Annotated in this window: 33 protein-coding genes and 1 pseudogene; 23 read left to right on the top strand and 11 right to left on the bottom strand. The window is 64.3% G+C overall.

From position 1 onward, the window contains the following. Positions 1–8: 8 nt before the first annotated feature. The 3 genes from fabD to QSV46_RS11035 all read right to left on the bottom strand — a co-directional run bounded on the left by fabD (position 9) and on the right by QSV46_RS11035 (position 2,874). Positions 9–968, bottom strand: a complete 960-nt coding sequence (gene fabD / locus QSV46_RS11045; RefSeq protein ID WP_314950209.1) for an ACP S-malonyltransferase — start codon at positions 966–968, stop codon at positions 9–11. Between the two features lie 171 nt (positions 969–1,139). Then, positions 1,140–2,165 carry a fatty acid desaturase family protein gene (locus QSV46_RS11040; protein ID WP_314950208.1) on the bottom strand — a complete coding sequence of 342 codons (1,026 nt, stop codon included), beginning with the start codon at positions 2,163–2,165 and terminating at the stop codon, positions 1,140–1,142. Between the two features lie 4 nt (positions 2,166–2,169). Next, entirely contained in the window at positions 2,170–2,874 is a 705-nt protein-coding gene (locus QSV46_RS11035; protein WP_314950206.1) for a TetR/AcrR family transcriptional regulator C-terminal domain-containing protein, read from the bottom strand. A gap of 343 nt (positions 2,875–3,217) precedes the next feature. On the opposite strand from QSV46_RS11035, the gene rpsF reads away from it, so the two are divergent. The 4 genes from rpsF to rplI all read left to right on the top strand — a co-directional run bounded on the left by rpsF (position 3,218) and on the right by rplI (position 5,729). Further along, positions 3,218–3,724 (top strand): 30S ribosomal protein S6, encoded by a 507-nt coding sequence (rpsF, locus tag QSV46_RS11030; RefSeq protein WP_314950205.1) that lies wholly within the window; start codon positions 3,218–3,220, stop codon positions 3,722–3,724. 5 nt (positions 3,725–3,729) lie between these two features. Further along, entirely contained in the window at positions 3,730–3,969 is a 240-nt protein-coding gene (gene rpsR, locus QSV46_RS11025) for a 30S ribosomal protein S18 (protein ID WP_007592020.1), read from the top strand. 128 nt (positions 3,970–4,097) lie between these two features. Next, complete coding sequence (locus tag QSV46_RS11020) at positions 4,098–5,075, top strand: hypothetical protein (protein WP_314950146.1); 978 nt, start codon at positions 4,098–4,100, stop codon at positions 5,073–5,075. 48 nt (positions 5,076–5,123) lie between these two features. After that, positions 5,124–5,729, top strand: a complete 606-nt coding sequence (gene rplI, locus QSV46_RS11015; protein WP_314950145.1) for a 50S ribosomal protein L9 — start codon at positions 5,124–5,126, stop codon at positions 5,727–5,729. Between the two features lie 36 nt (positions 5,730–5,765). Here rplI and QSV46_RS11010 read toward each other — a convergent pair whose 3' ends face one another. From QSV46_RS11010 to QSV46_RS11000, 3 genes are all read right to left on the bottom strand, one after another. Continuing rightward, positions 5,766–6,233 (bottom strand): PaaI family thioesterase, encoded by a 468-nt coding sequence (locus QSV46_RS11010; protein WP_314950144.1) that lies wholly within the window; start codon positions 6,231–6,233, stop codon positions 5,766–5,768. A 7-nt stretch (positions 6,234–6,240) separates the two neighbouring features. Continuing rightward, positions 6,241–6,837, bottom strand: a complete 597-nt coding sequence (locus QSV46_RS11005; protein ID WP_314950143.1) for a TetR/AcrR family transcriptional regulator — start codon at positions 6,835–6,837, stop codon at positions 6,241–6,243. A gap of 109 nt (positions 6,838–6,946) precedes the next feature. Beyond that, positions 6,947–7,921, bottom strand: a complete 975-nt coding sequence (locus tag QSV46_RS11000; protein ID WP_314950142.1) for a hypothetical protein — start codon at positions 7,919–7,921, stop codon at positions 6,947–6,949. Between the two features lie 276 nt (positions 7,922–8,197). Here QSV46_RS11000 and QSV46_RS10995 point away from each other — a divergent pair, with 276 nt between their 5' ends. The 4 genes from QSV46_RS10995 to alr all read left to right on the top strand — a co-directional run bounded on the left by QSV46_RS10995 (position 8,198) and on the right by alr (position 13,040). Further along, positions 8,198–9,448, top strand: coding sequence for a cyclopropane-fatty-acyl-phospholipid synthase family protein (locus QSV46_RS10995; RefSeq protein ID WP_314950141.1), 1,251 nt, complete (start codon positions 8,198–8,200; stop codon positions 9,446–9,448). Between the two features lie 57 nt (positions 9,449–9,505). Beyond that, positions 9,506–9,664, top strand: coding sequence for a hypothetical protein (locus QSV46_RS10990; RefSeq protein ID WP_314950139.1), 159 nt, complete (start codon positions 9,506–9,508; stop codon positions 9,662–9,664). 541 nt (positions 9,665–10,205) lie between these two features. Continuing rightward, a complete protein-coding gene (locus QSV46_RS10985) occupies positions 10,206–11,711 on the top strand; it encodes a replicative DNA helicase (RefSeq protein ID WP_314950137.1) in 1,506 nt (501 codons plus the stop codon). A 51-nt stretch (positions 11,712–11,762) separates the two neighbouring features. Then, positions 11,763–13,040 (top strand): alanine racemase, encoded by a 1,278-nt coding sequence (gene alr / locus QSV46_RS10980; RefSeq protein WP_314950938.1) that lies wholly within the window; start codon positions 11,763–11,765, stop codon positions 13,038–13,040. Positions 13,041–13,052: 12 nt separating this feature from the next. Here the strand turns inward: alr and QSV46_RS10975 are convergent, their stop codons facing one another. Further along, positions 13,053–13,271 (bottom strand): cysteine rich repeat-containing protein, encoded by a 219-nt coding sequence (locus QSV46_RS10975; RefSeq protein WP_314950136.1) that lies wholly within the window; start codon positions 13,269–13,271, stop codon positions 13,053–13,055. A 39-nt stretch (positions 13,272–13,310) separates the two neighbouring features. On the opposite strand from QSV46_RS10975, the gene QSV46_RS10970 reads away from it, so the two are divergent. Next, on the top strand, positions 13,311–14,081 hold the full coding sequence (locus QSV46_RS10970; RefSeq protein WP_314950135.1) for an exodeoxyribonuclease III: 771 nt from the start codon (positions 13,311–13,313) through the stop codon (positions 14,079–14,081). A gap of 4 nt (positions 14,082–14,085) precedes the next feature. Here QSV46_RS10970 and QSV46_RS10965 read toward each other — a convergent pair whose 3' ends face one another. Further along, a complete protein-coding gene (locus tag QSV46_RS10965) occupies positions 14,086–14,454 on the bottom strand; it encodes a GFA family protein (RefSeq protein ID WP_314950133.1) in 369 nt (122 codons plus the stop codon). A gap of 231 nt (positions 14,455–14,685) precedes the next feature. Next, positions 14,686–14,778 (bottom strand): annotated as a pseudogene (locus QSV46_RS10960) (ion transporter); the annotation flags it as partial. A gap of 306 nt (positions 14,779–15,084) precedes the next feature. On the opposite strand from QSV46_RS10960, the gene QSV46_RS10955 reads away from it, so the two are divergent. The 14 genes from QSV46_RS10955 to QSV46_RS10890 all read left to right on the top strand — a co-directional run bounded on the left by QSV46_RS10955 (position 15,085) and on the right by QSV46_RS10890 (position 24,174). After that, complete coding sequence (locus tag QSV46_RS10955; protein WP_314950131.1) at positions 15,085–15,273, top strand: hypothetical protein; 189 nt, start codon at positions 15,085–15,087, stop codon at positions 15,271–15,273. 130 nt (positions 15,274–15,403) lie between these two features. After that, positions 15,404–16,144: a FadR/GntR family transcriptional regulator gene (locus QSV46_RS10950; protein WP_314950129.1), complete on the top strand. Its 741-nt coding sequence runs from the start codon at positions 15,404–15,406 to the stop codon at positions 16,142–16,144. A gap of 30 nt (positions 16,145–16,174) precedes the next feature. Beyond that, positions 16,175–17,074, top strand: a complete 900-nt coding sequence (locus tag QSV46_RS10945) for an NAD(P)-dependent oxidoreductase (protein WP_314950127.1) — start codon at positions 16,175–16,177, stop codon at positions 17,072–17,074. A 10-nt stretch (positions 17,075–17,084) separates the two neighbouring features. Further along, entirely contained in the window at positions 17,085–17,768 is a 684-nt protein-coding gene (locus QSV46_RS10940; RefSeq protein WP_314950126.1) for an amino acid ABC transporter permease, read from the top strand. A 7-nt stretch (positions 17,769–17,775) separates the two neighbouring features. Further along, the gene (locus QSV46_RS10935; protein ID WP_314950125.1) at positions 17,776–18,444 is read left to right on the top strand and encodes an amino acid ABC transporter permease; all 669 of its coding nucleotides are present in this window, start codon (positions 17,776–17,778) and stop codon (positions 18,442–18,444) included. A gap of 1 nt (position 18,445) precedes the next feature. Next, positions 18,446–19,204, top strand: coding sequence for an amino acid ABC transporter ATP-binding protein (locus QSV46_RS10930; protein WP_314950123.1), 759 nt, complete (start codon positions 18,446–18,448; stop codon positions 19,202–19,204). Positions 19,205–19,224: 20 nt separating this feature from the next. Beyond that, positions 19,225–20,019: a transporter substrate-binding domain-containing protein gene (locus QSV46_RS10925; protein WP_314950121.1), complete on the top strand. Its 795-nt coding sequence runs from the start codon at positions 19,225–19,227 to the stop codon at positions 20,017–20,019. A gap of 68 nt (positions 20,020–20,087) precedes the next feature. After that, positions 20,088–20,534 carry a ribose 5-phosphate isomerase B gene (gene rpiB, locus QSV46_RS10920; protein ID WP_314950119.1) on the top strand — a complete coding sequence of 149 codons (447 nt, stop codon included), beginning with the start codon at positions 20,088–20,090 and terminating at the stop codon, positions 20,532–20,534. Positions 20,535–20,547: 13 nt separating this feature from the next. Next, positions 20,548–21,465, top strand: a complete 918-nt coding sequence (locus tag QSV46_RS10915) for a ribokinase (RefSeq protein ID WP_314950118.1) — start codon at positions 20,548–20,550, stop codon at positions 21,463–21,465. Positions 21,466–21,523: 58 nt separating this feature from the next. Continuing rightward, entirely contained in the window at positions 21,524–22,249 is a 726-nt protein-coding gene (locus QSV46_RS10910; RefSeq protein ID WP_314950116.1) for a sulfite exporter TauE/SafE family protein, read from the top strand. Positions 22,250–22,315: 66 nt separating this feature from the next. After that, on the top strand, positions 22,316–22,540 hold the full coding sequence (locus QSV46_RS10905; RefSeq protein ID WP_314950115.1) for a DUF6894 family protein: 225 nt from the start codon (positions 22,316–22,318) through the stop codon (positions 22,538–22,540). 54 nt (positions 22,541–22,594) lie between these two features. Further along, positions 22,595–23,062 carry a metallophosphoesterase family protein gene (locus QSV46_RS10900; protein WP_314950112.1) on the top strand — a complete coding sequence of 156 codons (468 nt, stop codon included), beginning with the start codon at positions 22,595–22,597 and terminating at the stop codon, positions 23,060–23,062. Then, positions 23,059–23,184, top strand: coding sequence for a hypothetical protein (locus tag QSV46_RS10895; protein ID WP_314950110.1), 126 nt, complete (start codon positions 23,059–23,061; stop codon positions 23,182–23,184). The genes QSV46_RS10900 and QSV46_RS10895 overlap by 4 nt, the downstream gene beginning before the upstream one ends. 129 nt (positions 23,185–23,313) lie before the next feature. After that, positions 23,314–24,174, top strand: coding sequence for an SIR2 family NAD-dependent protein deacylase (locus QSV46_RS10890; protein ID WP_314950109.1), 861 nt, complete (start codon positions 23,314–23,316; stop codon positions 24,172–24,174). A 21-nt stretch (positions 24,175–24,195) separates the two neighbouring features. Here QSV46_RS10890 and QSV46_RS10885 read toward each other — a convergent pair whose 3' ends face one another. Further along, positions 24,196–25,173: a patatin-like phospholipase family protein gene (locus QSV46_RS10885; protein ID WP_314950107.1), complete on the bottom strand. Its 978-nt coding sequence runs from the start codon at positions 25,171–25,173 to the stop codon at positions 24,196–24,198. A gap of 49 nt (positions 25,174–25,222) precedes the next feature. Next, positions 25,223–25,459 (bottom strand): DUF3551 domain-containing protein, encoded by a 237-nt coding sequence (locus QSV46_RS10880; RefSeq protein ID WP_314950105.1) that lies wholly within the window; start codon positions 25,457–25,459, stop codon positions 25,223–25,225. Positions 25,460–25,483: the final 24 nt, after the last annotated feature.

Here is a 25,483-nt window from a genome sequence, read left to right as displayed (position 1 = left end):
AAACTCCTCTAGGCCTGCTTCGCAGCGGCCAATGCATCCTTGGCGGCGGCAATATCGTTCGGGCCGCCGACCGCAACGCCCACGGCGCCGTCCGCGATGCGCTTGACGAGGCCGGTCAGCACCTTGCCGGCGCCGATCTCGAAAAAGCGGGTGACGCCCTGCCCTGCCATATAGGCAACCGACTCGCGCCAGCGCACCGTGCCGGTGACCTGCTCGACCAGACGGCGGCGAATCTCGTCGGGATCCATGATGGCGCTCGCCAGCACGTTCGAGACCAGCGGCGCCGCCGGCGCCTTGATCGTGACCTTCGCCAGCGCTTCCGCCATGGCTTCGGCCGCGGGCTGCATCAGCTTGCAATGGAATGGCGCGGACACCGGCAGCAGCATCGCACGCTTGGCGCCCTTGATCTTGGCGATCTCGACGGCGCGATCGACCGCAGCCTTGTCGCCGGAGACGACCACCTGTCCGCCGCCATTGTCATTGGCGGCCTGGCAGACCTGGCCCTGCGCCGCCTCGCCTGCGACCTCCATGGCAGCCTCGTAGTCGAGGCCAAGGAGAGCGGCCATCGCTCCGACGCCGACCGGCACGGCCTTTTGCATTGCGAGACCGCGGGTGCGAAGCAGTCGCGCTGTGTCTGAAATCGTCAGGCTGCCGGCCGCAGCCAGCGCCGAATATTCACCGAGCGAGTGGCCGGCGACGAAGGCCGCGTCCCGCCCCACGGAAAACCCGGCCTCGGCCTCCAGCACGCGCAGGGTGGCGACAGACACCGCCATCAACGCCGGCTGGGCGTTTTCGGTGAGCTGGAGGGTTTCGGCCGGACCATCCCAGATGATCGCCGTCAACTTTTCTCCAAGCGCGGCATCGACCTCGTCGAACACGGCGCGGGCCACCGAAAAAGAATCGGCAAGAGCCTTGCCCATGCCGACCGCCTGGGAACCCTGCCCCGGAAATGTAAATGCAGCCGTCATCGGCGCTCCCTGCTTGTCGGGCGTGATCCCTGCGAGAACCGGCAGCCGATTACGCACGGCCTTAGGCCATGGTTCCGGATCATGCTCCAAAGGGGGCCGTAGACACTGTCCGGGGTCGGACTGTCAAGCCAAGATGGGAACTTCGACGGCATTCAACCGTGAACGCGCCCCTTAAAATCCGCCGGCGGTCTGGTTGGCATCGACCGCCGACCCGGCCTGCGCGCGGCGTGCGCTGTTCACCAGTTGCCCCGGCCGGTCGTCGCGGTTCGGCTTTGCGGTCGCAAGCCGCAGCACGGCCGCGTAGCCCGGCTGCACCTCCATGCGGCCGGCATGGCGGCTCTCGCTGAGCAGGCGATGGACCTTCGGCAGATTGTAGCAGGGTACGTAGAACAGCAGGTGATGCTCGAGGTGATAATTCACGTAGTACGGCGCGATGAACAGGCGCTCGAGAAAATTGGCATGGGTGGTGCGGGTGTTGCGCAGGGGATCGCCGCTATCAGGCACGACGGCGTGCTCGGCGATGTTGCGGATGCGGGTGATGACCATCATCCAGGTCAACAGCGGCACCAGCCATAGCAGCGGATAGGCCCACCACACGCCGGCGGCCGCAAGCGCGGCGAACATCGCGGCATTGACGATGCATTGCGGACCGAGCATGTCCCAGAAATGCGCCAGACGCTGGCGCCACGGCCAGTCGTTCGAGCCGAGCGCGTTGAGCAGCTGCGCCTTGCGCTGCTGGTAGCCGGTCTGTCCGGTGATGTCGCGAATGAACTTGCGGCGGTAGCTCAGCTTCGTAATCGGAAACGGCGCCGACAGCACGAGGTCGGGATCGTCCTCCTGTTGCGTGCGCGCGTGGTGCTGCAGGTGGTAACGCCGATAGCTGCGCGTCTCCGCAAAGAGAGGATAGGCGCAGAACCACTGGCTCAGCGTCAGATTGGTCTTCTCGTCGGCCGACAGGCAGCCATGCGCGCCGTCGTGCATCAGGATCGCCAGGCCCAGCTGGCGCGAGCCGATGATCGCGACGGCAAGAACATAGGTGACCGGATTGGGCCACCACGCGACAAGAGCAATTGCACCAATGATCAGCGCCCAGGCGTGCGCGATCAGCGCAACGCCCTTCCAGGTCACGCGCTGGCGCACGTCGGCGAGTTGATCATCGGTCAGGAAATCGCGGGCACGCATGCGAAGCGCGGTCATGGGCCTAATCCTCCTCATTCGAATTACTTGATGCGTCGCGCTCTTCGACCAGACGCAGCCGTGCGGTGTCGCTCGCGGATTTCGCCTGCTCCCCGAGTACGCGCAGCATCTCGGCGCAGAGCGCCTCGGGCGAGCGCCCCATGGCGTAGCCTTCGAGAATGACACCGATGGCGACGGCCCAGAACCGCCGCGAGCTTTCGTCGGGCGCGCGCAGCGAGCGCCAGCCGTGCCGTGCGACCTGGCTCGCATAGGCCCGCGCGCCCTCACTGTGCAGGCGCTCGATGGTACGCTCGACCAGCGGCGCGAGATCCTGGCGGCGCCGCGTCAGTGTCAGGGCTTCGGCGAAGAAGGCAATCGAATCACTCGCCGTCACGGTCTCGGCCAGCGCGTGGGTGTATTGCCGGGGCGAGTGCGCCTTCAGCGCCGCCTGCTCGGTTGCGCGCGCCAGATAGAGCAGGTCGCGGCAGGCGCATTCGACGAACAGCGCCTCCTTGGTGCGGAAGTAATAGGTGATCTGGCTCGGGAACGCGTTTGCGGCGGCGGCGATGTCGGTGATCGCAGTGCCCGACAGCCCCCGTTCCCGGAACAGCGGGCTGGCCGCATCGAGCAGTAGCGAGCGCATCTTGCGGCCGGCCGACCGCGTCGCGCGCGTGGCGTGCTTGGGACCGCCAGCCGTCTTGAGCGGCGCCTGGGTCGACTTTTCCACCATTTGGTTCGCTCCCTTTGATATTTGTATGACATACAAACAAATAAATCAAGCCGCTGCGATATGGGAAGGATGGTCTGATCGGCTTGCACCTGGACCCTCCGGGCCGAAAATGCGGTCTCAGACCTTGCAAAGCCGGCCAAAGGCCGTATAACGCGCGCATCCGCAGACCCCGGCCGGGAGCTGAACGGACGGTCTCAGCAAATCATTCGTGATTTTGGTGTGGCAGGGCCAGTCGGCCCGTCGTCCCGTGTTTCCGCCTTCTGAGCTTAATCCCAGAGTCCTTTCCGAAGGCCTCTTAAGGGCTTGACGCCGGGCGATGCGCCAACATGAGGAAAGGACCATCATGGCTCTCTATGAGCATGTTTTTCTCGCGCGTCAGGACGCGAGCACGCAGCAGGTCGAAGAGCTGACTGCGCAAATGACCGGCATCATCGAGGGTCTCGGCGGCAAGGTCACCAAGACCGAGAATTGGGGCGTTCGCTCCCTCACCTACCGCATGAACAAGAACCGCAAGGCGCACTTCGTGCTGCTCAACATCGACGCGCCGTCCGCGGCGATCGCCGAGATCGAGCGCCAGGAGCGCATCAGCGAGGACGTGATCCGCTATCTCAGCGTCCGCGTCGAAGAGCTCGAGGAAGGCCCGTCCGCGATGATGCGCAAGGCCGACCGTGACCGCGAGCGTGACGACCGTGGCGGCGGCTTCCGGGGCGAGCGCGAAGGCGGCTTCCGTGGCGACCGCGAGGGTGGTTTCCGTGGCGGCGATCGCGACGGTGGTGGCTTCCGCGGTGACCGCGGCCCGCGCCGTCCGCGCGAAGAAGCTGAAACCACCACCACGACGGATGGGGAGTAAGAACAATGGCTGAAGCTGGTGCACGCCGTCCGTTTTTTCGTCGTCGCAAGAGCTGCCCGTTCACGGGCGCCAACGCTCCGAAGATCGATTACAAGGACTCCAAGCTGTTGATGCGTTATGTCTCCGAGCGCGGCAAGATCGTGCCGAGCCGCATCACCGCGGTGTCCGCGAAGAAGCAGCGTGAGCTCGCCCGCGCCATCAAGCGCGCGCGGTTCCTGGGCCTGCTGCCCTACGTCATTCGCTAAGACGAACCAGACCGGCGGCGACATCGTCGCCGGCCGCACTCTTTAAGTTTCATAAGGCTTCCGGGTCGTCCGGTCGCCGATGGTTGGGGCGAGACGCCTCTAACCGCTCGGAAGGAGCGGGACAGCTGATGATGGCCTTTGGACTGATAGCCCTGATCGCCGGCGCAGCGTCGGCCCTGATGTTCGCCTCGATCGTTTCGGGGGCGCTGATCTCGCTCGTCCTGTTCTATCTCGCACCGCTGCCGCTGATGGTCGCCTCGATCGGCTGGGGACCGCTTTGCGCGAGCCTCGGCGGCATCGCCGCTGCGATCGGCCTCGGCGCCCTGTTCGGCCTGCCCTACTGCATCGCCTTTGCCGTCACGGTCGCGCTGCCGGCCTGGTGGCTTGGCCATCTCGTGCTGCTCAGCCGGCAGGTGGGACCTGCCGCGCCGGAGGCCGCCACCGAACCGCAGCCCGAACCCGAGCTCGAATGGTATCCGGTCGGCCGCATCCTGCTGTGGATCGCAGGCTTCGCCACGTTGACCACGATGGCCGCCCTGCTGACGCTCGGCACCGACGCCGACACCATCATGAGCACGCTGCGGCGCGGCCTGATGCGCCTCCTCCACGCCACCGACCCGCAGACGTCGGGCGAAGCCGGCCAGTTCGTCGACGCGCTCGCGCGCATCGCACCGGCCGCCGCCACCATCGTCGCGATGATGACGCTCACCCTCAGTCTCTGGCTCAGCGCCAAGGTGACGGCGACGTCGGGCCGGCTGCGGCGTCCCTGGCCGGACATGATGACGGCCGCGCTGCCGCCGATGACATTGGTCGCGCTCTGCGTCGCGCTCGCCTTCTGCTTCACCGGCGGACTGCTCGCGATCGTCGCGCAGATCACCACGGCGGCGCTGATGATGGGCTATGCGCTGACCGGCTTCGCTGTGCTGCATACTTTGACGCTGGCGCTGAAGAGCCGCACCTTCTGGCTCGGCTCGACCTACGCCGTCGTCGTCGTGTTCGGCTGGCCCGTCATCGCGATGGTGATCCTCGGCCTTGCGGATGCCATGTTCGGCTTCCGCGAGCGCTTCCTGCGCAGCCGCCAGCCGCCGCCGCTGCCAACCTCTTAGATTCAGTTTCGAAATCCAACTCAACCAACACTTCAAAGGAGAACGAATATGGAAGTCATTTTGCTGGAACGCGTGAACAAGCTCGGTCACATGGGCGAAGTCGTGAAGGTTCGCGACGGTTATGCCCGCAATTTCCTGCTCAAGCGCGGCAAGGCGCTGCGTGCCACCGCCGACAACCGTGCCAAGTACGACGGCATGAAGGCCGAGCTCGAAGCGCGCAACCTTCAGTCCAAGGGCGAGGCGTCCAAGGTCGCCGAGAAGATCCAGGGCAAGAACATCATCGTGATCCGTCAGGCCTCGGAAGCCGGCCAGCTGTTCGGCTCGGTCAACGTGCGTGACATCGTCATGGCATTCGAAGCCGACGGCGTGTCGCTGTCCCGTCCGCAGGTGCAGCTCGACGCGCCGATCAAGACTATCGGCAGGCACAGCATCACCGTTGCCGTTCACCCCGAGGTCGAGGTCGAGATCACCGTCACGGTCGCGCGCAGCCAGGACGAGGCCGAGCGCATCAACCGCGGCGAGGACATCTCCACCCGCAACGAAGACCGCGACGCCGCTGCAGAAGCGATCGCCGCCGCCGGCGAGTTCTTCGATCCGGAAGCCCAGCACGAAGACGCCGAGCCGGCCCCGGCTGCGGAAGAGACCGAGAAGTAAGCCTCGCGTTTGCGTAAGGAACGAAGCCCGGTCGCCTCAGGCGGCCGGGCTTTTTGTTTTGGCCGCGACGTCCGCGCTCAGCATCGCGATCGAGGCAAGCGCCGTTGCCGTGTGCTTCTCGACACCGTCGCTGACGTAGAACACGTCGGCCGCGACCACGGAGACCTGACGGCCCGGCTTGATCACCCTGGCACGGCAGATCAGCTTCTCGCCGACCGCCGGCGACAACAGATTGAGCTTGTATTCCGCCGTCAGCGCCGCCTGGCCACGCGAGGTCGCTGCCGCGATGGTCGTGGCATTGTCGATCAGGAAGGCGGTGACGCCACCGTGGAAGAAGCCGTGCTGCTGGAGCAACTCCGGCCGGCGCTCGACCGCGATCGTGCAGGTGCCGCGCGACAATTCGGACAGCTCGGCGCCGACCAGGTTCATAAAGCCCTGCTGGCCGACACTGGCGTGGATGCGCTCGGCTAGCGCTGCGAATTCGGGATCTGCTTCGTTTCGCATGGGCCTCTCATCGATTGTTGATGCGATCGGGCGGGCGCAGTGCACGTATGGCGCAGGCCACCAGCGCGTCGGCCTCGCCGCGCGGATCGGCGCGGTCGCGCCCTGACAGAAAGGCGCGGCAGAAGATCTGCGCCGGACCGATGAGCTGGCTGACGAACATCACCGGCGACATGGGCAGAAGCTCGCCGCTGGCAACCAGCGGCAAACGCCAGCGCTCGATGCCCTCGGCAAGTCGCGCATTCTGCGCGCGCTGGGCCTCGCGGACGTCCTCGCTCCATTCGCTGCGTGAGATCTCGAAGAGGTAGCGCGCCTCACGGCGGCTCGACACCACCCAGTCGAGATGCGCCCGGATCAGCCGATTGATGCCTTGCGCGGCATCGGGGACAGGATCGAGCGCGGCCAGCGCCGCGGCGTGATAATGCCTGAGCACCTCCAGGAACAGCGCGCCAGCGAGGTCCTTCTTCGAGCCGAAAACATGAAAGAAGCTGCCATTGGAGGCACCCGCCCTCGCGCGGATCGCAGCCACCGTCGCGGCGTCGAAGCCGACGCGGTCGAATACGAAAAGCCCGGCCGCCAACAAATCGTCACGCACGCTCGCCGTCATCGACGCCTCTTAGAGCAACACTCTAGAGCGTCGCTCTATTGGTAGTCAAGACGATGCAGAGGCCGCGATGAATGCGGCCGCTGCCAGTCGATCGGAAATGTTGGTTGGCTTAGCGCGAAATCGGCGGCGCAGGCGGTCCCGACGACTCTGCCGGCGGCGGAACCGCAGCGGCCGCGGGTGGCACCAACGGCCTGGCTGCCGGTTCGGAGCTCGCAGCGGGCTTGGGAGCAGCCTCCTCCGCCGGCTTGGCGTCGACGGGCTTTGCAGCAGCCGGTGCAGCCGGCGTAACCTGCGGGACCGGATCGGGCCGCAGCGCCGGAGCATCGCTGCCGCGCGGCTCGACCCTGGCGCTGTCAGGCTTGGGTTCAGCGGGCTTCTCCGCCGGCTTGCTCTCCGGCTTCGCCTCATCGCGACCCGGCTCGACCTTGGCAGTGTCGGGCTTGGCAGTGTCGGGCTTGGGCTCGGCCTTCGGCTCGCTCTTCTTGTCTTCGATGGCAGGCGCGGCGGCATCGACCTTCGGTGCCTCCTCGATCCCGGGCTTGCCGCGACGCTTGCCCTTGCGTCCTTCGGGCGAGGCCTGGCCCTCGGGCTTAACGCCTTCCTTGGCACCGTCCTCGGCCGGCCGCGCCGCGCGCTTCTGGCGCGCGCCCTCGACCGCCGGAGCGGCAGCCTCGCCTTCCGGCTTGGCGGATTCCTGGGAACGCTGGCGGCGCCCCTGATGTTCCGGCGCCTGGCCCGGAGCGGTGTTGGCTTCCTTCTCCTTGGCGCCGTCTTTTTTGTCCTTGCCGTCCCTGGCCTGGTAGCGGCTGTCGGCGGCACCGTTGGAGACGAGATAGGAGGCGAGCACGCCGGCCATGTCGGAGCTGGTGGTGTAGTGCTGGCGCAGGAAGCCGGGCAGCGAGCCCGGCGCCACCGTCTTCAACAGGCCGCGCGGACTCTTGTGGCAGGCATTACAGGTCTGCGCGAAAAGCTGGGATGGGGCTTTGCCGGCCTCAAGGTTCGTTACCTGCGCCAGAACGGTATCGGTCGCGCCGAAGCCCATCAGAAGCAATACCGTCGCGAGGCTGAGCGCTCGGCTCGACATTCCCGTTATCTCCATTGAATTTCCGCGAATGCAGCCGGCGGCGCGGCAGCGGGGTCACCTTTTAGCGGATTGGGCCGCGAATGGAAGCAGGCTCCACGCGCAAGGATGTGATTAAGCGGTTTTGGAATATCCGCTTTGAACACAGCGCATTAGCGGGGCCGGAACACCTTCCCTAGATTTAGATGCAAACGCATAGGAACCAGAGCGGGACCTGAGCGTCGGATGTGAAGCCGGGTTAGTCGCATCTCTTCGGGTTCGCTCGAGAGGAAGGTGTGAATGGACCGTTTGCTGCGTAGTTTTCTAACTCAATTTATCCGCCGCGGGTCGATGACGGTGACCACGGCAAAGGGTTCGAAATTCACCGTCGGCGACGGCTCGGGCGCAGCGGTCGCAGTCCGTTTCGTCACGGCGGAGGCAGAACGAAAGATCCTCGTCAATCCCGAGCTCGGGCTTGGCGAGGCCTACATGGACGGCGAGTTCGTCGTCGAGCGCGGCACCATAGCTGATGCCCTCGCCATCCTGCTCGATCAACCCGACCTATTGCCCCAGTGGGCAAAACCCTGGTGGCATCTGCGCTATCTGACGCGGCACTTGAAGCAGTTCAATCCGCGCTCGCGCTCGCGCCGCAATGTCGCGCACCACTACGATCTGGACGCCCGGCTCTATTCGCTCTTCCTCGATGCCGACAAGCAATATAGCTGCGCCTATTTCGAGACGCCGCAGACGACGCTCGACGATGCGCAGCTCGCCAAGAAGCGGCACATCGCCGCAAAGCTCCTCATCAAGGGCGGCCAGCGCGTGCTCGACATCGGCTCGGGCTGGGGCGGGCTCGGGCTCTATCTCGCCGAGATCGCAGGGGCCGACGTCACCGGCGTCACGCTGTCGACCGAGCAGTTGCAGGTCGCCAATGGCCGCGCGGCCGAAAAAGGCCTGACGGAGTCGGCCAGATTCCAGCTGCAGGACTATCGCGACATTGACGGCCCGTTCGACCGTGTCGTCTCGGTCGGCATGTTCGAACATGTCGGAGCGAGCTTCTACGACGCTTACTTCCAGCGCTGCGCCGAACTTCTGAACGAGGATGGCGTCATGCTGCTGCATTCGATCGGCCGTTCGCAGGGCCCGGATTCGACCAACCCCTGGATCGCCAAATACATCTTCCCCGGCGGTTACATCCCCGCTTTGTCCGAGGTGCTGCCGGCGATCGAGCGCGCAGGCCTTCTGGTCTGCGACATCGAGATCCTGCGCCTGCACTATGCGGAGACGCTGAAAGCCTGGCGGGAGCGTTTCATGGCGCGGCGCGAGGAAGCCGTGCAGCTGTACGACGAGCGCTTCGCTCTGATGTGGGAATTTTATCTGGCGGCCAGCGAAATGACGTTCCGCAAGCAGCACATGATGAACTTCCAGATCCAGCTCACAAAACGTCAGGGCGTGGTGCCGATGACACGCGACTACATCGCGCGCGAGGAAGCCCGGCTCCGGGCGATCGAAAGCGGCGCCAAGCCCAGACTGAAGCTGGCAGGTGAATAGGTCTTAGTGACGCAGGGTCGATATCGGAGAGGACCGGTAAGCGGCCGTTAAAGCCAGTTGCGCCCGCAGCTGCGCGAGAATCTCGGGTGCGACCGGCTGACGGCGGACTTCGGACTGCTCGGCGTGCTGCATGGCCGCGATCAGCCCGGACAGCCAGAGCCGGCTGCCTACCTCGCTTCGCCAAATCTGGTGCTGCCGTTCTGGCCGCATCGCTAGCCTCGTTCCCTGTTGCGGGTCTAGGACAATCCCCTGCCCGCCTGCCTGTTCCGGCTCTACCCCCGAAAGAATCCGGGGAGATGTGATCTGCTTCACATATGTCTGGTCGGGCCTGGCTTAGACCGTCGCCATGAGCAAGCAGACCCAAACCTCATTCGACGTGCAGGACGACCTCCGCACCGACTATGCCTTGATCGTTACCGGCGTCGGGGCGGCCTTGGTCGCGCTGGTCTACCTCCTGCTGGTCTGAACCCGAGCCGAGATCTCGCTGCGTGCGACATTTCGCGCGCTTTTCGATACGTCTGCGCGCCGCTCCATTAGGTTCACGTCATCCGGATTTTTCCGTGGCACGGTCGCGACCACGTCTCGGCGGACGAGTTCCGCGAAAATCCGTCAAGCGCGGCTCGTGCTGCTTCTGCCAATCATCCACCATTTTCACTGAGCGGTTGATAGCGGTCAGCTTTCGCTTCCGCTTTGGATCGGGGCGGCGCTTTATCCCCGCCCCGCATCCGCCCAAGAAAATTGCTAAGCACGCCCGACCATGGCCCTGACTGATTCGAACGTTCTCAAACTCGCGCCTGACGCAGGAACTCCGACCTACCGGAGCGCACCGCACAATATCGAGGCGGAACAAAGCCTTTTGGGCGCGATCCTGGTCAACAACGACGCCTTCTACCGGGTCTCCGACTTCCTGGAGGCAAAACATTTCTTCGAACAGTTGCATCAGGCGATCTTCGACACCGCCAGCAGCCTGATCCGGATGGGCAAGATCGCCACGCCGGTGACGCTGAAGACGTTCCTGCCCGCTGACACCGACATCGGCGGCATGACCATCGGGCAATATCTGGCGCGGCTCGCGGCCGAAGCGACCACCATCATCAACGCCCAGGATTATGGCCGCACCGTCTACGATCTGTCCTTGCGCCGCGACCTGATCGGCATCGGCGAGGACATGGTCAATGTTGCCTACGACGCCCCGGTCGATTTCCAGCCGCGAGCACAGATCGAGGACGCCGAGCGAAAGCTTTACGAACTGGCGGAGTCCGGCCGCTATGACGGTGGCTTCCAAAAATTCTCGCAGGCATTGGCGGTTGCGGTCGACCTCGCGGCAAAGGCGTTTCAGCGCGACGGAAAATTGTCCGGCATCTCGACAGGCCTGCGCGACCTCGACACCAAGATGGGCGGCCTGCAGCCCTCCGACCTGATCATCGTCGCGGGGCGTCCCGGCATGGGCAAGACCTCGCTGGCGACCAACATTGCCTACAACGTCGCACAAGCCTACGTGCCCGAGCTCCAGGCCGACGGCACCATGAAGGCCGCCAATGGTGGCGTGATCGGCTTCTTCTCCTGCGAAATGTCGGCCGACCAGCTCGCCACCCGTATCGTGGCCGAGCGCACCGGCATTCCCTCCTCCCACATCCGCCGTGGCGGCATCTCGGAAGCCGATTTCGAGAAGATCCGCCAGGTTTCGATCGAGCTGCAGTCGCTGCCTTTCTTTGTCGACGCAACCGGCGGTCTGTCGATCGCACAGCTGATGGCGCGGGCACGACGGCTAAAGCGGCAGAAGGGCCTCGATCTGATTGTGATCGACTATATCCAGCTGCTGTCCGGCTCGGGCAAGCGGAGCGAAAATCGCGTCCAGGAAATCACGGAAATCACGACCAGCCTGAAAGCGCTGGCCAAGGAGCTCAACGTCCCCATCATTGCGCTGTCGCAGCTCTCGCGCCAGGTCGAATCCCGCGATGACAAGCGGCCGCAGCTCTCGGACCTGCGTGAATCCGGCTCGATCGAGCAGGACGCCGACGTCGTGCTGTTCGTGTATCGCGAAGAGTACTACCTAGCCATGAAGCAGCCCAACCCTGGCACCGAAGAACATCACAAGTGGCAGCAGGAGATGGATCGCGCACTTGGTAAGGCCGAGGTCATCATCGGCAAACAGCGTCACGGTCCAACCGGCACTGTTCCATTGCAATTCGATTCGATGGTTACCCGCTTCGGCGATCTTGCCGAGGGGAGCCAATTGCCAGATCGTGGTGGCGACTACTAGGTTCCCTGGGTTGAACCGGACCGGCCTCTTGCGTAAAACGGCGCCATGACAATGGCGTCCGACCCGAAAATGATCCCGCAATCCGGCCTTCTCTCCGCGGAGGGCAATCAGGCTGCCGCGCTCGCCGCCTATGGCGGCGTGCTCACCGTCGATCTCGACGCCATCATCGCCAACTGGCGCAAGCTCGAGAAGACGGCGGTGCCGGCCGAATGCTCAGCTGTGATCAAGGCCAATGCCTATGGTTGCGGTGCCGAGCAGGTCTCGCGTGCCCTGAGCAAGGCCGGCTGCAAGACCTTCTTCGTTGCCACGATCGAGGAGGCGCGCACCGTGCGCGGCGCCGTGCCGGAGGCCGCGATCTACGTGCTCGGCGGCTATTTCCAGAACACCGGCGAGCACTACGCCAGGATCAATTGCCGGCCGGTGATCGGCGATCTCAACGAGCTCGCCGAATGGGACGTGTTCTGCCGCCGCACCGGCTGGACCGGGGGCGCCGCGATCCACATCGATACCGGCATGAACCGCCTCGGGCTGACGCTTGCCGAAGCGCAGGCCATCATCCCCCGCATCAACGCCGGCGATCACGGCGTCACGCTGGTGATGAGCCACCTGGCCTCGGCCGAGCAGCTCAACGGTCCACTGAATGCAAAGCAGCTCGCCTCCTTCCGCAGCATCGCCAGCGAATTTTCCGGCGTGCCGGCGGCGCTCGCCAATTCCTCTGGCATCTTCCTGGGGGCGCCGTTTCAGTTCGATCTGGTGCGGCCGGGGGCGGCGCTCTACGGCGTCAACCCGACGCCGGAGGCCGACAATCCGATGCAGCCGGTGGTCGACCTCAAGGCGCGCATCGTGCAGATCCGCAACGTCGAGCGTGGCGAGAGCGTCGGCTATGGCGGCACCTGGACGGCGCGGCGGCCGACCAAGCTCGCGATCATCGCGGTCGGTTATGCCGACGGCTATTTCCGGGCCGCCAGCTCCAATGACGGTACCCGCGGCGCCGAGGTCATCGTCGCAGGAAACCGCTGCCCGGTGGCGGGCCGCGTCTCGATGGACCTGATCGCGATCGACATCACCGACCTGCCCCCGAACGCCGCGCGGCGCGGCCACATGGTCACGCTGCTCGGCGAAGGCATCACCGTCGACGAGCTCGCGCATCATTTCGGCACGATCGGCTATGAGGTGCTGACCAGTCTCGGCCGCCGCTACGCCCGCGTCTACAAGGGCGGCAATGCGGTCGAGCCGCTGGAGCGGCCCACTCCGGCGCCAACCGCCGCACAGCCGCCCTCCCCGCCGTCAGTCGAGCAACCTGCGAGTCCGCCGCCGCTGCGAAGCTGAGCTGTCGGCCGCTTACTTTTTCTTCCGGCTATCCAGTGCCGTCTTGCAGGTCGCGCTGAGCTGATCGCGCTTGCCGTTGAGGCAGGCGACGATGCCGCCGCCCGGTGCGATGCCGGCGCAGAATTTGTCGTAGTCCGCCTTGCACGCACCACGCGGATCGGACGATTGTGCCGAAGCCGCTCCGGAGAACGCGACGAGCAGTGCGATGGCGGCGACGTTCGACTTGGACATTGTCTCTCCGGTGTCGGAAGGCAGAACCGATAGCTCTACATGAAGATCGCGACATTCAACATCAACAACATCAACCGCCGCCTGCCCAATCTGTTGGCATGGATGAAGGCGGCAAAACCTGACGTCGTCGCGCTTCAGGAGTTGAAGGCAAGTGATGGCGAATTTCCGGCGGCGGCGATCGAAAAGGCCGGCTATGGCGCGGTGTGGTGTGGACAAAGAACATGGAACGGCGTTGCCATCCTCGCCCGTAACGCCGAGCCCATTCTCACCCGCGACCGGTTGCCGGGAAAACCTGATGATCATGAAGCCCGCTACATCGAGGCTGCGATTAGCGGTGTCATCGTCACGAGTATTTATCTGCCGAACGGCAATCCGCAGCCCGGACCGAAATTTGATGCCAAGCTCGACTGGTTCGCGCGCCTCAAGCGCCACGCCAAAACCTTCATCAGGCAGGATCTGCCAGTGGTGCTCGCGGGCGACTACAACGTCGCGCCGACGGCGATCGACATCTATCCGACGCGGTCGTGGGACAAGGATGCCTTGATCCAGCCGAAGAGCCGAGCGGCGTTTGCCTCGCTCGTCGAACAAGGCTGGTGCGATGCGATCCGCGAGCTGCACCCGGAGAAGCGCATTTACACGTTCTGGGACTACAAGCGAAACCGCTGGCCGCGCGACGCGGGCCTGCGGCTCGACCATCTCCTGCTCAGCCCTGCCCTCGTCTCACGCTTGGCCAAGGCCGGCGTCGACAAGATGGTCCGCGGCGAGGACGGCGCCAGCGATCACGCGCCGGCGTGGGTGGTGCTGCGGTGACCCCTCACCACAGATTCCGGCCGTCGATCACGTTCACCGGCACCGCGTCGAGATCGAAATCGTCGAACAGGCGCGCGTTCACCGCGACCTTGGGATTGTCGAAATCGGGCTTGCCGGTCGACCAGTCCGGCGACTCCGAATAGGTGCCGCAGCCACACCTCGCGCAGAAATGATGCTTGACCGTGCGGCTGCCCCAGAGATAGGTCGCGACGTTTTCCGGCGGCGACAGCAGCCGAAACTGCGCCGGCTTGTAGTAGGCCCACAGCGCGCCGCGCTTGGCGCAGAGCGTGCACGTGCAGCGCGTCACGCTAGAAGGCGCCTCCGTCACCTCGAACACCGTCTCACCGCAATGACAGCTCGCCTCGATCGGCATCACCCGCTCCCCTGTTTGTCAGGAGATGGTCGTAGCCGGCCCCTGCTGCCAACATGCTGTCAGCAGCGGGACGGTCAAAACAAAAAGATGAAAACAACCCCATGCACAGTAGCCGACCCCTGTCCCGTCAATGACTTACGGGCATTCCGAATTTCAGCTCGACCCGTCGGGCAAAACACTGGCATGATGCCACGATCGAAGGACTCCCGAGTCGGCGTCAGCGAGAGCTTTTCAGGTTGCCCCTTCATCGGGAATATTGACGACAGTGCCACAGGCCTTGCAATGCACGGCGTCGGCATCGTGCCTCTGGAGCCCGCAGGCCGGCAAGCGGTGCCAGGAACGATACGATCGCAACCATGTCAGCCCACGTCGCGAGCTGAGTGAATTTTCGAAAAGGGTGCCGATCGACAAGTAGCCGGGCCGAGAAATCGGCAAGTAAGATGACGCCGAAGAGGACGTCGCTCGGATAGTCCGCAGCAGGGTCAGACCAAATCCTGCCACGACAGACCGGAAGAGCTTCGACGGTCATGCCGCCACCGTGCAAGCCGAACAGGTTTGCTAACCGTGGTTGCCCAAGCGATCTAGGAACGACGAACACGGCGCGGCGTTCAGCTCTCTTTTGGGGGCTGAATGCTCAAACCCGAGGAATGCCGGAAGCTCGCCGAGCGCGCCAACGATGGAAGATCGGCGAGCCGCCTCGCCAATGTGCTCGTGAGTGTTTCCAATACCTATCTCGCTTTGGCGAGTCAGCTGGAACTCCTTGCGTCGGTTGAAAGCCAGGAGAGCGCGAGGATCGCCAGCCGAGACGTCCCAGGCTGAAGCTCTCCTGAATTGGCGACAACCACCACCGGTTTAGTGCTGATCCCAGAGAAGACCCTGCCCGAAGCCTCTTGACCTTCACCGCTGGTCAGCATACTGGTCTGACCAAGATCAGACCAAAGGGACGGGAATGGAGCTCAAGCGGGCCTCCGAAGGCGAAAAAGGGTTCGAGAAGGTGTTCGCCTTCTTGCGCGAGCGCCTGCTTGCCGGCTCGCTCAAGCCCGGCGACCGCCTGATTTCCGAACGCGAGCTGGCAACCCTGCTCGGTGTCAGCCGGCCGATCGTCCGCGAGGCGCTGCGCGCCCTCACCGTGCTCGGCATCGTCGAGATCCGCGATCGCATCGGTACCGTGGTGACGCGGCCGGACGTGTCCGTGCTGAACGACTTCTTCACCTTCGCGCTCGCCCAGCAGGCGGATATGCTCGACGACGTCATGCAGGCGCGCGTGGCGATCGAATGCCAGGCGATCCGCCTCGCCTGCGAGCGCGCCAACATTGCCGATTTCGAACGGCTGCAGCGCGCGCTGGCGAGGATCGGGGAGACGATCGACGAAGCCGACGCTGGCGGCATGGCCGATTTCGACTTCCATCGCTCCATAGTCGTCGCCTCGCATTCGGAGACGCTGACGGTGCTGCACGGCTCGTTGGCGGGCCTTTTGACCCATTCGCATCGCAGCCGCCGCGAACTGGTGCAAGCCTTCCCGTCGATGAAGACCTATCTGATCGACGACCACCGCCGCATTTTCGAAGCCGTCATCGCGCGCGACCCGGAACGGGCGGATGCGACGCTGCGCAAGCATTTTGCCATCGGAGACGAATACCGCAGGCGCGCCGTCGTCGGCGACATCGACAAGACCAGCGCCTCTCGCTGATCGCGGACTAACAAGAAACGGACGACCAACATGGGACGGAACGACAAGGGCAACGTCGGCTTCATCGGCATCGGCACGATGGGCCGCGAGATGGTGCGAAATCTCTTGATGGCCGGCCATGCGGTTCGCGTCTTCGATCTCAACGAGGCCGCCTTGGCCGACAGCGTCAAGGAAGGCGCGGTTCGCGCCGATAGCCCTGCCGATGCCGCGCAAGGCGCCGACATCGTCATCACCATGCTGCCCGACACGCCCCATGTCGAGGCGACCATTTACGGCGAGCACGGCCTGCTGAAATCGCCTCCGCCCGGCAGGCTCATCGTCGACATGAGCACGATCTCGCCGGTCGCCGTCCGCCGCATTTATGCCGACCTGCAAAAGGCCGGCGTCGGTTTTATCGACGCGCCGGTCTCGGGCGGGCCCGTGGGCGCCAAGAACGCCGCGCTCTCGATCATGGCCGGCGGCGATGCCGATGCCTTTGCCAAAGCCGAGCCGTTCTTCCGTGCCATGGGCACGACAATCACGCATGTGGGCGCGTCCGGCGCCGGCCAGACCGTCAAGCTCTGCAACCAGCTGATCTGCGGCATCAACATCCAGGCGATCTGCGAGGCACTCGCGCTTGGCCGGGCCTCGGGCGTCGATCTCAACCTGCTCCGGCGCGTGCTGCTCGGCGGCTCCGCGGCCTCCTGGATGCTCGACAAGCTCGGCCCTGCCATGATCGCGGGCGACGTCGGAGCCGGTTTCCGCATCGACCTGATGCTGAAGGATCTCCGCCTGGTGCAGGAGCACGCGCAGGCGCTGAGCGTGCCGCTCCCCGGCACCGCGCTCGTCACCAGCCAATATATCGACGCGCGCGCCCACGGCGAAGGCAGCAACGGCAATCAGGCGCTGTTCCGCGTCTATGACCGCATGACCAACCAGACAACCGGCTGAACCTGATACGATGAGCCTCCAACTTGACTTTCCCGCAGTGCTGGAACGTTGGCCAAGTTTCCTGGCCGGCGCCGCGCTGACGTTGGAGTTGGCATTCTTCGCGACCGTGCTTGGCGCTCTGTTCGGCACGCTGGCAGCTGTCGGCCGCGGATCGCAAAACTCGCTGATCGCGGGAGCCAGCAAGGTCTATGTCGAGGCGATCCGCAACACCCCGCTACTCGTGCAGATATTCCTGGTCTATTTCGGCCTCGCCAGTCTGGGGCTGAAATTCTCCGCTTTCACTGTGGCCGTGGCCGCGCTGACGATCAATGTCGGCGCCTACACCGCCGAGATCATGCGGGCCGGCTTCGAAGCGATCCCGCGCGGGCAAATCGAGGCGGCCGAAGGACTGGCGCTCTCGCGCCTCCAGGTCTACTGGCATATCATCCTGCTGCCGGCGATCGAGAAGGTCTATCCGGCGCTGACAAGCCAGTTCGTGCTGCTGATGCTGGCTTCCTCGGTCTGTTCGCAGATTTCGGCCGAGGAGCTCACCGCTGTCGCCAACTACATCCAGTCGGACACGTATCGCGCGTTCGAGACCTACATCATCGTCGCCCTGCTCTACGTCATCCTGTCGCTGGTGATGCGTGCCGGCTTCTGGGGCCTCGGCCTCGTGCTGTTTCCGCGTCGGCGCCGGCTCGGCACGCCGTTGTGAGATGACCATGGGCGGACATCTCAACATCAACCATCTGATGTTCCTCGGCCAGGGCGCGTTGTGGACCATCGGTCTGTCCATGATCGCGCTGATTGGCGGTGGCATCGTCGGCTTCGTGATCGCGCTGGCGCGGATCTCGCCGCTCAGATCGTTGCGGATCGCCAGCGCCGTCTATGTCCAGCTCGTCCAGGGCACGCCGCTGCTCGTCATCCTGTTTCTGGGCTATTTCGGCCTTGCCGCCATTGGATTGCAGGTCTCGCCGCTAGCTGCCGCAGGCGCCTCACTGACACTCTATGTCGCCGCCTATCTCGGCGAGATCTGGCGCGGCTGCATCGAGTCCGTGCCGAAGCCGCAATGGGAGGCCGCCGAAGGCCTGGCGCTGAGCCGGACCCAGCGGATGATGAAAGTGATCCTGCCGCAGGCGATCCGCATCGCGACGCCGCCGACCGTCGGCTTCATGGTGCAGATCATCAAGAACACCTCGCTCGCCTCCGTGGTCGGCTTCGTCGAGCTGATGCGCTCGGGCCAGATCGTCAACAACTCGCTGTTCGAGCCATTCGCCATCTACGCGATCATCGCGGTCACCTACTTTGCCATGTGCTATCCGCTGTCGCTATTCAGCCAGAGGCTGGAACGGCGGATGGGACGCGGCAGGTCCAACCTTGCGCCGGCCTGACATGCAGCAGAATGCCCCCTCCCCGGAACCGATCGTGTCGCTCCGCAACGTGCAGAAGAGCTTCGGCTCGCTCCGTGTGCTCGACGGCGTCTCCTTCTCCGTCGCGCGCGGCGAGGTGCTGGCGCTGATCGGCCGCTCCGGCTCCGGCAAGAGCACGGCGCTGCGCTGCATCGACCGCTTCGAGAAGGTCGACGGCGGCGAGATCGTCGTCTGCGGACATCGCGTCGACCGTCCCGATGTGAACTTGCGCGCGCTGCGCCAGGACGTCGGCATCGTGTTCCAGAGCTACAATCTGTTTCCGCACCTCACGATCGAGCAGAACATCACACTCGCGCCTTGCGCCGTGAAGGGCATGGCGGCGGCCCAGGCAAAGGATCTCGCGCGAAAAGTGCTGGCGCAGGTCGGGCTCGAGGAGAAGCTGCACGCCTATCCCGAGCAGCTCTCGGGCGGCCAGCAGCAGCGCGCCGCGATCGCCCGTTCGCTGGCGATGCAGCCGAAAGTGATGCTGTTCGACGAGGTCACCTCCGCGCTCGATCCCGAACTCACCGGCGAAGTGCTGAAGGTGATCGAGCAATTGGCGGCCGACGGAATGACCATGGTGATGGTCACCCACGAGATGGGATTCGCCAAGGGCATCGCCGACCGGATCGTGTTCATGCATCGCGGCAAGGTCCACGAGACCGGACCCGCCTCGATCCTGACGTCGCCGGCGACCCCCGAGCTCACGCAATTCGTGGGTACGGGAAACTTAAAATCATAACAGGGAGAGGAGAACTAGGGATGACCAACAAAACATTGCTGGGGGCGGCCGCCGCGCTGTGCTGCCTCGCCGTGATAGCGGCCACGCCGGCGTCGGCCGACTTGCTCGACGACGTCATGAAGGCGAAAAAGATCCGCATCTCGACGGACCTCGCCATCCCGCCCTCGGGCATGATGGATACTACCATGAAGCCGACTGGCTCCGACGTTGAAGTGGCCCAGCTCCTCGCGAAGGACTGGGGGCTCGAGCTGGAGTTCATCCAGACCACCGGCGCGACCCGCATACCGAACGTGCTGACCGGCAAGGCCGACATCATCATCTCGACCCTGTCGGTGACGCCGGACCGCGCGAAGGTGATCGACTTCACCAAGCGCTACGCAACGCTACAATCCGATGTCGGCTGCCTGAAATCGTCGACGGTCAAGGACTGGCCTGACCTGAAGGACAAGCCGATCGGCGTTTCCCGCGGCACCACGCAGGACACGACCCTCTCCAACATGAAGGACAAGGACCTCAAGATCGCGCGCTATGACGACGACGCCACGATGGTGACCGCGGCGGTGTCCGGCCAAGTCGACTGTGTCGCCTCCTCCGCGACGATCATCAACCAGATCGGCGTGAAGAACCCCTCGCGCGTGTTCGAATCCAGGATTCCGCTGGCGACCTTCGACCTCGCCATCGGCCTCAAGAAGGGCGAGCAGCCTTTGATGGACAAGCTCAACGCCTGGATCACCGAGAACGTCAAGAACGGCAAGCTCAACGCGATCTACAAGAAATTCCACGGGGTGGACCTGCCGCCCGACATGCGTAGCTGAGCCAAACGGAACATCGTGACAGCCGCGTGCGGCTGTCACGGTCCATGCAAAATCAAGAAGGGCAACACATGCGTCTCGTCATCGGGTCCGACCACGCCGGCTGGCCGCTCAAGCAGACCGTCATCGACCACATCCGCAAGCTCGGCCACGACGTCATCGACGTCGGCTCCCATGACGACAAGCCGGTGGATTTCCCCGACATCGCGCGGTCGGTGGCGCAGAAGGTGACCTCGGGCGAAGCTGTGCGCGGCATCATGGTGTGCGGCACCGGCGTCGGCGCCTCGATTGCGGCCAACAAGATGAAGGGCATCCGCGCTGCGGTCTGTCACGACGTCCATTCCGCCCATCAGAGCGTCGAGCACGACGACGTCAACGTGATGTGCATCGGCGCGCAGATCGTCGGCGCCTGGCTCGCCGTGGATCTCGTCTCCTCCTATCTGTCGGCCGAATTCTCCACCGACGAAGACTTCCGCCGCCGCGTGGAAAAACTGCGCATCATGGACGAGCAAGGCTGACGGCCTGCCCGCCATGATCCTGGTGTTCGGCTCGCTCAACGTCGATCTGGTCGCGCAAGTTCCCGTCATTCCGGGACCAGGCCGGACGGTGCTTTCGCCATCCTACCAGACGCATTTCGGCGGCAAGGGTGCCAATCAGGCCGTCGCCGCCGCACGGATTGCCGGGCCGGGACGCGTCCGGATGGCGGGCCGTGTCGGGCGGGACGGATTTGGCGACAGCGCGATCCAGAACCTCAGGGCCAATGGCGTCGACGCCGATCTCGTTGTCAGGGCGGACGAGCCGACCGGCTGCGCCTTCATCACGGTCGATCAGGCCGGCGAGAATGCAATCACGGTGGCGAGCGGCGCCAACATGACCGCGAGCGCCGATGACCTTCCGGCTGAGCTTTTCAGCTCCGACTCGGTGCTGGTGCTTCAAATGGAACTGCCCTTCACCCAAGCGCTGACAGTCGCACGCAGAACCGCATCGGCGTCCGGCACCGTTGTCTGGACTCTCGCGCCCGTCCCGGAGAAGATGACCCCTGAGATGGTGAGCGAGTTGCTCGCCGTGACCGACCATCTCCTCGTCAACGAGCATGAGGCGCTGGATGCCGCCACAGCTATCGGCATCGCGGCATCCGATTACGAAACCGCGGCCGCCGACCTGGCCAAGGCCGGAGGCCTCACCTGCATCGTGACTGCCGGTGCGCAAGGCGCGCTGGCCGTGACGGCCGACGGGGCCCGCCGGCGCGCCCCGGCTCCGCGCATCACGCCGGTGGATACCACGGGAGCCGGCGATACCTTTGTCGGCGCGTTTGCGGCCATACTCAGCGAAGGCGTGTCGCTGCAACGCGCGCTCGAGGCCGGATGCGAAGCCGCCGCATTGAAATGCCTCAAAGCCGGCGCCCAGACCGGCATGCCGATGCGCCATGCAATGAGCTCCCTCGCCTAGGGCGGGATCGCCCGCACGGCTGGCCGCGGCTAAACTCTCCCGATTCGTGGAGACCGTTTTGGCCTTTCTCTTCGTCCTTACCGTCGGCCTCGTCGCCGGCACCATCTCAGGCATCGTCGGCACGGGCTCGTCGATCATGCTGATGCCGGTGCTGGTCTATGCCTATGGGCCGAAGGAAGCCGTGCCGATCATGGCGGTGGCCTCCGTCTTGGCGAACTTTTCGCGCATCCTGGCCTGGTGGCGCGAGGTCGACTGGCGGGCCTGCGCGGCCTATTCCGTGACGGGGATCCCGGCGGCCGTGCTCGGCGCGCGCACGCTGATGGCGCTGCCTTCCCACGTGGTCGACCTCGCCATCGGCATCTTCCTGATCGCGATGGTACCGGTGCGGCACTGGCTGGCGCACCACGATCTCAAGGCCAATCTCTGGCACCTGGCTATCGGCGGCGCGATCATCGGCTATCTCACCGGCATCGTGGTCTCGACCGGCCCGCTCAGCGTGCCGCTGTTCCTGTTCTACGGCCTGTCGAAGGGAGCTTTCCTCGCCACCGAAGCGGCCTCCTCGCTCGGGCTCTATGTCGCGAAATCCCTGACCTTCGAGCGTTTCGGCGCGCTGAGCGGCGAGGTCTTCGTCAAGGGCCTGATCGCGGGCGCCTCGCTGATGTCAGGCGCCTTCGTCGCAAAGCGCTTCGTGCTGCACCTGAAGCCGGACATGTTCCGCCTGATGATGGATGCGATCATGATCGCGGCCGGGCTGTCCATGCTCTGGAACGCCGCTCAAAGCTAACGTTATGGGCAGCTTGCGCGCCGGAACGAAATCTCAAGACCGCGCGTTCCTGCGAGGAAACCCGAGGTGGACGTGCCGCGCTATCATTTCGATCTGGTGGATTCCAAGACTGTAACCGACGAAGGGGGCGCGGAGCCGTCGGACGACATTCAGGCGCTGGATGTTGCGGAAGTCATTGCCAGGCGGCTTCTGAAGGAACGGCCTGAACTGAAGGGCCGTCACTTCTCTATCCTCGTCACGAACCAGGAGGGTGAGGAGATTGGAAAGGTCCCGCTGGATGTGCTGCACTGAAGCCTTGCAGTAGAGCCTTCCCACTAGAGCTTTGCACTGGAGTTTCGGCCGCACATGTCGTTGAGGATCGGAGTGATCTCGGACACCCACGGTCTCCTCAGGCCGGAGGCAGAACATTGCCTTGCCGGAGTGTCACACATCATCCACGCCGGTGATATCGGCGCGCCGGAAGTTCTGGAACGGCTCCGCCGAATTGCGCCGGTCACGGCCATCAGAGGCAACGTCGATGTCGGTGACTGGGCGAAGCACCATCCTGAAACCGAAACGTTACGCCTCGGCGGCCGCTGCTTCTACCTCCTGCACGATCTCCACGCTCTACACATCGATCCGGCGGCTCACGACATTGACGCCGTCATCTCCGGTCACTCGCACCGGGTGCAGATCAACACGATCAACGGAATACTGTTCTTGAATCCCGGAAGCGCCGGCCCCAGGCGCTCCAAATTGCCGATAACATTGGCAACGCTCGATCTGGACGAGGCCGGCCCTTTGCGGCCCGTGATCCACAACCTCGACAGATGAGCGCGAACACACGTGCCGGCGAATCACGCCACGACCTCGCCCAGTTCCTGCTCAACGAGACGGTCGCCTCCACCCACGAGATCCTGAAGCTGCACCAGGTGAATGAGACCGTGTCCGATTGACATGCACAAGACGCAACTGCGGCGCTTGATCACCCGCTTCGTGAATCAGACGGAGAAGAGCGCGTCATTGATGGGTGATTGAGCGGCAGCCGGTTAGGAACCCTCACCTCATCCGGTCATTCAAGGTTGATGGACGAACAGCCGACGAACCTCGCATATCTGGAGCGGCCGCCACAGGAAATCCTGGCCGCTGCGATACGCCAGCGCCGCGCCGTGCTGTTCGTCGGAGCGGGAGTCTCGATGGCTGTGGGCCTGCCATCCTGGCAATCCCTTATCGAGCATCTGCTTGATGATCTTGGTCTCGAACACGATGTCATCGAAGGAATGCATGGCGGCTATCAGACGCTGGCGGAATATTACCGGCTGAAACGCGGCGGCATCGGTCCGCTTCGGAGCTGGCTCGACCGCAACTGGCGGGTCGATCCGGAGAAGATCGCAGCCTCGAAGCTCCACAAGCTGATCGTCGAACTCGATTTTCCGATCATCTATACGACGAACTACGACCGTAATCTGGAGACCGCGTTCGATGTCCTGGAAAAGCCCTATGCCAAGATCAGCAACGCCAAGGAGATTGCGAGCGCGGCCGCCGGCGTTACGCACATCGTCAAATTTCATGGCGACTTCGACGATGATGCCTCGCTTGTCCTGACCGAGACCGACTTTCTCAATCGGCTCGCGTTCAATTCTCCGCTTGATGTCCGGTTCCGTGCCGATGCCCTGGCAAGCACGCTCCTGTTCATCGGCTACAGCATGTCGGATCCGAATATCCGCCTCCTGCTGCATCGGATCTGGCAGACATGGGAGGAATCGGGGCACCGCCAGGACCGACCAAGATCGTTCGCCTTCGTGTCTCAGCCCAATCCGGTGCAAGAAGCGGTGCTGGCGAACTGGGGTATCACCACGGTCGGCGGGCCGGACGATATGACGGCCGATGAGGGGCTCACGCGGTTTCTGGGGGACATTCGCAGGCGTCTCGATGTGAAGACATAGAGCGAGGACGCAGCAACACCGCTATCGCCGGCGCACGCTGCGGATCCCGTTCTTGTCGGGAGCCAAACCTGCGGCATGCTGCATGTCGAGGAAGCCCGCGTGCCATCTTTGTGCCATCGCGGCTTCCGACAGATCGAAAGATTTCTCCGGCCCGGCCTCCTCGGAGCCCGGCCGATAGCTCAGGAGACAAACCAGGTCGTCGCAATCCAGGTCCTGCAACTCGGCGCGCAGCTGGCGAGCTTCCAGGGCGTGACGAAGCCGCTGGAAGGTCTGGTTGCCGAAAGTCAAATCGCTCTTGCGCTCGGCCGCGGCTTCGATCCCGTCGGGGACTTTGCCGTCGCGGGCGTAGAGGTCGATGACATAGAGGCGGAGCGGATTCGCAGTCTCGAGGATAGGCTCGAACGGCGCGTTCAGCGAGAACCCACCATCGCCGAGCCATCTGCCGGCGATCAGCACCGGAGCAAATTCGGGGAGGAAGCCGCAGCTGGCCAGGATGTGATCCATCTCGATTCGTTCGGACCGGGAGTCGAACAGCATAGCGTCTCCGCTCTCGAGGTCCGTCGCGCAAATGGTGATGCGTGGCTCGCCTGCGTTCAGACGTTCGAAGTCGATCAGGTGTTGCAGGCGCTCCCGCGTCGGGCCGAGATCGTACAGGCCGCCGAAGTGAGATGCCGGAATCGGCAGGCGGGGATGAAAGAAGCCGGCACGACCCAGCAGGCGCGTGTTGATCGAGTTCAGCCAGGCCGACAGATGACGGTTACCGGTCGGCGCCGGGGTCGGGGTCGTTGGCCCATGCCAGTAATGGCGCAAGTTCCCGATGCGATCGGCCGCTGCACTGCCTGCGATCAGCGCGGCTGTAATCGCGCCGGCCGACGAGCCGGCAACCCAGTCCACCGGACGGCCGGCAGACGCGAAGGCCTCGAACGCGCCCGCATGGTAGGCGCCAAGTCCGAGGCCGCCGGAGAAGACGAGAGCCGTCAGAGATTGGTCATCGGTCATGTCCGCCTCGGATCCGCTGCTGCGCCAGCTGGGACCGGGACGTCACCGATCACCGGTACGCTCTCCCGCGGCGTGCATAGGAATAACGTGGATTGATCCCGCAGTAGGCGTTGGTTCCGGATGCGCTCGCCATGCACTGCCCGTAGCTGGTGAACTGGCAGTTGCCGGGGTACCCCCAAATCCGACCCTGAAGACAGTAGCGATCGTGCGCGACCGCCGGCGAGGAAACGGCAAAGCTGGCCGCGGTGGTCGCCACGATGGCAGCTGCGATCATCGAATATTTCATGAGAGCCTCCATGCCGATATTGAA

This window comes from Bradyrhizobium cosmicum, from assembly GCF_032290525.1.
Classification (GTDB): Bacteria; Pseudomonadota; Alphaproteobacteria; order Rhizobiales; family Xanthobacteraceae; genus Bradyrhizobium; species Bradyrhizobium cosmicum_A.
This window is presented reverse-complemented; position numbering and strand designations above follow the sequence as displayed.

What these genes read in the sequence shown, in the direction of transcription:
- QSV46_RS11035 (WP_314950206.1), bottom strand. Translation starts at nt 2,874, where the DNA reads ATGGTGGAAAAGTCGACCCAGGCGCCGCTCAAGACGGCTGGCGGTCCC.
- rplI (WP_314950145.1), top strand. Translation starts at nt 5,124, where the DNA reads ATGGAAGTCATTTTGCTGGAACGCGTGAACAAGCTCGGTCACATGGGC.
- QSV46_RS10925 (WP_314950121.1), top strand. Translation starts at nt 19,225, where the DNA reads ATGACCAACAAAACATTGCTGGGGGCGGCCGCCGCGCTGTGCTGCCTC.
- QSV46_RS10885 (WP_314950107.1), bottom strand. Translation starts at nt 25,173, where the DNA reads ATGACCGATGACCAATCTCTGACGGCTCTCGTCTTCTCCGGCGGCCTC.
- QSV46_RS10880 (WP_314950105.1), bottom strand. Translation starts at nt 25,459, where the DNA reads ATGAAATATTCGATGATCGCAGCTGCCATCGTGGCGACCACCGCGGCC.
- QSV46_RS10900 (WP_314950112.1), top strand. Translation starts at nt 22,595, where the DNA reads ATGTCGTTGAGGATCGGAGTGATCTCGGACACCCACGGTCTCCTCAGG.
- QSV46_RS10935 (WP_314950125.1), top strand. Translation starts at nt 17,776, where the DNA reads ATGGGCGGACATCTCAACATCAACCATCTGATGTTCCTCGGCCAGGGC.
- QSV46_RS10985 (WP_314950137.1), top strand. Translation starts at nt 10,206, where the DNA reads ATGGCCCTGACTGATTCGAACGTTCTCAAACTCGCGCCTGACGCAGGA.
- QSV46_RS10965 (WP_314950133.1), bottom strand. Translation starts at nt 14,454, where the DNA reads ATGCCGATCGAGGCGAGCTGTCATTGCGGTGAGACGGTGTTCGAGGTG.
- QSV46_RS10995 (WP_314950141.1), top strand. Translation starts at nt 8,198, where the DNA reads ATGGACCGTTTGCTGCGTAGTTTTCTAACTCAATTTATCCGCCGCGGG.
- QSV46_RS11000 (WP_314950142.1), bottom strand. Translation starts at nt 7,921, where the DNA reads ATGTCGAGCCGAGCGCTCAGCCTCGCGACGGTATTGCTTCTGATGGGC.
- alr (WP_314950938.1), top strand. Translation starts at nt 11,763, where the DNA reads ATGGCGTCCGACCCGAAAATGATCCCGCAATCCGGCCTTCTCTCCGCG.
- rpsR (WP_007592020.1), top strand. Translation starts at nt 3,730, where the DNA reads ATGGCTGAAGCTGGTGCACGCCGTCCGTTTTTTCGTCGTCGCAAGAGC.
- QSV46_RS10915 (WP_314950118.1), top strand. Translation starts at nt 20,548, where the DNA reads ATGATCCTGGTGTTCGGCTCGCTCAACGTCGATCTGGTCGCGCAAGTT.
- QSV46_RS10975 (WP_314950136.1), bottom strand. Translation starts at nt 13,271, where the DNA reads ATGTCCAAGTCGAACGTCGCCGCCATCGCACTGCTCGTCGCGTTCTCC.
- QSV46_RS10955 (WP_314950131.1), top strand. Translation starts at nt 15,085, where the DNA reads ATGCTCAAACCCGAGGAATGCCGGAAGCTCGCCGAGCGCGCCAACGAT.
- fabD (WP_314950209.1), bottom strand. Translation starts at nt 968, where the DNA reads ATGACGGCTGCATTTACATTTCCGGGGCAGGGTTCCCAGGCGGTCGGC.
- QSV46_RS11010 (WP_314950144.1), bottom strand. Translation starts at nt 6,233, where the DNA reads ATGCGAAACGAAGCAGATCCCGAATTCGCAGCGCTAGCCGAGCGCATC.
- QSV46_RS10970 (WP_314950135.1), top strand. Translation starts at nt 13,311, where the DNA reads ATGAAGATCGCGACATTCAACATCAACAACATCAACCGCCGCCTGCCC.
- QSV46_RS10950 (WP_314950129.1), top strand. Translation starts at nt 15,404, where the DNA reads ATGGAGCTCAAGCGGGCCTCCGAAGGCGAAAAAGGGTTCGAGAAGGTG.
- QSV46_RS10895 (WP_314950110.1), top strand. Translation starts at nt 23,059, where the DNA reads ATGAGCGCGAACACACGTGCCGGCGAATCACGCCACGACCTCGCCCAG.
- rpsF (WP_314950205.1), top strand. Translation starts at nt 3,218, where the DNA reads ATGGCTCTCTATGAGCATGTTTTTCTCGCGCGTCAGGACGCGAGCACG.
- QSV46_RS10930 (WP_314950123.1), top strand. Translation starts at nt 18,446, where the DNA reads ATGCAGCAGAATGCCCCCTCCCCGGAACCGATCGTGTCGCTCCGCAAC.
- QSV46_RS10945 (WP_314950127.1), top strand. Translation starts at nt 16,175, where the DNA reads ATGGGACGGAACGACAAGGGCAACGTCGGCTTCATCGGCATCGGCACG.
- QSV46_RS11005 (WP_314950143.1), bottom strand. Translation starts at nt 6,837, where the DNA reads ATGACGGCGAGCGTGCGTGACGATTTGTTGGCGGCCGGGCTTTTCGTA.
- QSV46_RS11040 (WP_314950208.1), bottom strand. Translation starts at nt 2,165, where the DNA reads ATGACCGCGCTTCGCATGCGTGCCCGCGATTTCCTGACCGATGATCAA.
- rpiB (WP_314950119.1), top strand. Translation starts at nt 20,088, where the DNA reads ATGCGTCTCGTCATCGGGTCCGACCACGCCGGCTGGCCGCTCAAGCAG.
- QSV46_RS10940 (WP_314950126.1), top strand. Translation starts at nt 17,085, where the DNA reads ATGAGCCTCCAACTTGACTTTCCCGCAGTGCTGGAACGTTGGCCAAGT.
- QSV46_RS10890 (WP_314950109.1), top strand. Translation starts at nt 23,314, where the DNA reads ATGGACGAACAGCCGACGAACCTCGCATATCTGGAGCGGCCGCCACAG.
- QSV46_RS11020 (WP_314950146.1), top strand. Translation starts at nt 4,098, where the DNA reads ATGATGGCCTTTGGACTGATAGCCCTGATCGCCGGCGCAGCGTCGGCC.